Annotated in this window: 2 protein-coding genes; both read left to right on the top strand. The window is 46.5% G+C overall.

The genetic code is table 11. The features are described from left to right. Nucleotides 1-951: 951 nt before the first annotated feature. A complete protein-coding gene (locus KDK19_RS09325) occupies nucleotides 952-1,185 on the top strand; it encodes an antitoxin (protein WP_257281342.1) in 234 nt (77 codons plus the stop codon). Continuing rightward, nucleotides 1,185-1,601: a PIN domain-containing protein gene (locus KDK19_RS09330; protein WP_257291812.1), complete on the top strand. Its 417-nt coding sequence runs from the start codon at nucleotides 1,185-1,187 to the stop codon at nucleotides 1,599-1,601. Before KDK19_RS09325 ends, KDK19_RS09330 begins: the two co-directional genes overlap by 1 nt. Nucleotides 1,602-1,739 lie beyond the last annotated feature (138 nt).

Genomic DNA, 1,739 nt, shown 5'->3' on the forward strand with positions numbered 1-1,739 from the left:
TGCATCATTCCTTCGTGGATAGGCACAACAGTCAAAACTAGCATACCAGCGTTGTGCATCACTGTGAGAGATGGCCCGGCATAATAAATATTATTCGTTTACTCGTTCCCACGCTCCAGCGTGGGAATGCATATGGTGTGCCGAGCATGTTGCACAGCTTGGGGGTGAAAGTCCCCTGCCCAGCCAGATGAGGGTGAAGGGCTAGCGAAACACAAGGTTTGTATCGCGAGGTACAGGCTGAAGGCAGTGTGGAGCAAAACTGCGAGCTGACGAACATAAATCGGATATGAGGCTGCCTGCGTGGGGACGAGTTAGCGTATGGTAACGAAGTCCCATACTCATCCGGACATTCAGGCAGTAGATCCGGCAGTTGTGCAGTGAAGGCGGTGTGACTTACCTTGGGAGGTCTGTGTAGTGTCTGACATTTCAGACTGAGGTCATCGTAAGGTGTCCTGATCGCTATACAGAAGTCAGCAGACGGCATAGTAGCTGGCGTATGCCAGTGAAAGCCTGAACGGTACAGAGTGGTGAATAGTTTCTGTTATTCGATACACCGGACGCAGACAAGTCCAGCAAACACTGGAACTCATGCCAAGTGGTCACGGCGGAACCGGAGGCTAACGCTATGAGGGCTGAGGTCGTGTCGGCATCACAGGATTACGAAAGCCCGGCAGTTATTGACTGCTTAACTGACCGAAACGCCCAGTAAGGATCCACACCCGAAAACAGACTCTACAACCAGAGATATCGTATGAGTTCAACATGGGAGCCACTGTTCTGCCAAACGTGGGAACGAGCCAAAGAGCTTTAAAAATAGAACAGAGTCAAACGATGTCAACAATCAAGTCCTGACCCCGGTTTCCTCTAAGTCCGACAGGCTGCTAGATCTGTAGGCAAGGCCTGAATTTTTAATCTAGTATATACTCAGGTATATACAAGAGAGGTTCGAATATGAAAACGACCATTTTCAAAAACAATAGAACGCAGGCTGTACGCATTCCCAAAGAGTTTGCGTTTCCCGAAAATGTAAAGCACGTTCAAATCCAGAAACAAGGGAATACTTTGACCATTTCACCCGTGGATGTTGACTGGGACGAATTTTTTGACAACATCACGGTCTGTCCGGATTACCCTGACAGAGAACAGCCTCTACCACAAGAACGTGATTTTGGAGATTGGTCATAATGAAATATTTACTTGACACCAATGTACTGATTCACATCCTGAGAGGGCGCGATAAAGGTAGTATTAAAGCACATTTTAAAAACAACAATGGTCGTATGTTTATATCAGCCGTTACTTTTGATGAGCTTATGTTTGGCATTTGCTCCGCCCCAAAAAGACTTCGGGAGACAAAACAGGAAGAGTTAAATACCCTCCTGAGTGTTATCCCAATACTGGATTTTAACGAGGATGCAGCAGAGCATTCTTCTCAAATTCGACACTTTCTGAAATCTACCGGTCAGCTGATTGGCAGCTATGACAATATGATAGCTGGACATGCCCGAAGTCTGGAGCTGACCGTGATTACCAATAACACCAAAGAATTTTGTAGAGTGCCGGGCATAGAGGTTGAAGACTGGTCGCAACCCTTGACATAACGGGTAGCAAGAATCAAAACCTGACCCCGATTTCGCTGTTTTTGTTCCAAACCTGAAAAAATCAAACCACTTCACTCAGAACGCGACTCAAAGATTCAACATCCAAAACCAACTGATTCGCGTTGTTCAGCATATCCT

The organism is Endozoicomonas sp. ONNA1 (assembly GCF_024606325.1).
In the GTDB taxonomy this organism is placed as follows: domain Bacteria; phylum Pseudomonadota; class Gammaproteobacteria; order Pseudomonadales; family Endozoicomonadaceae; genus Endozoicomonas_A.

Coding starts and splice junctions, on each gene's coding strand:
- KDK19_RS09325 (WP_257281342.1), top strand. CDS start 952: ATGAAAACGACCATTTTCAAAAACAATAGAACGCAGGCTGTACGCATT.
- KDK19_RS09330 (WP_257291812.1), top strand. CDS start 1,185: ATGAAATATTTACTTGACACCAATGTACTGATTCACATCCTGAGAGGG.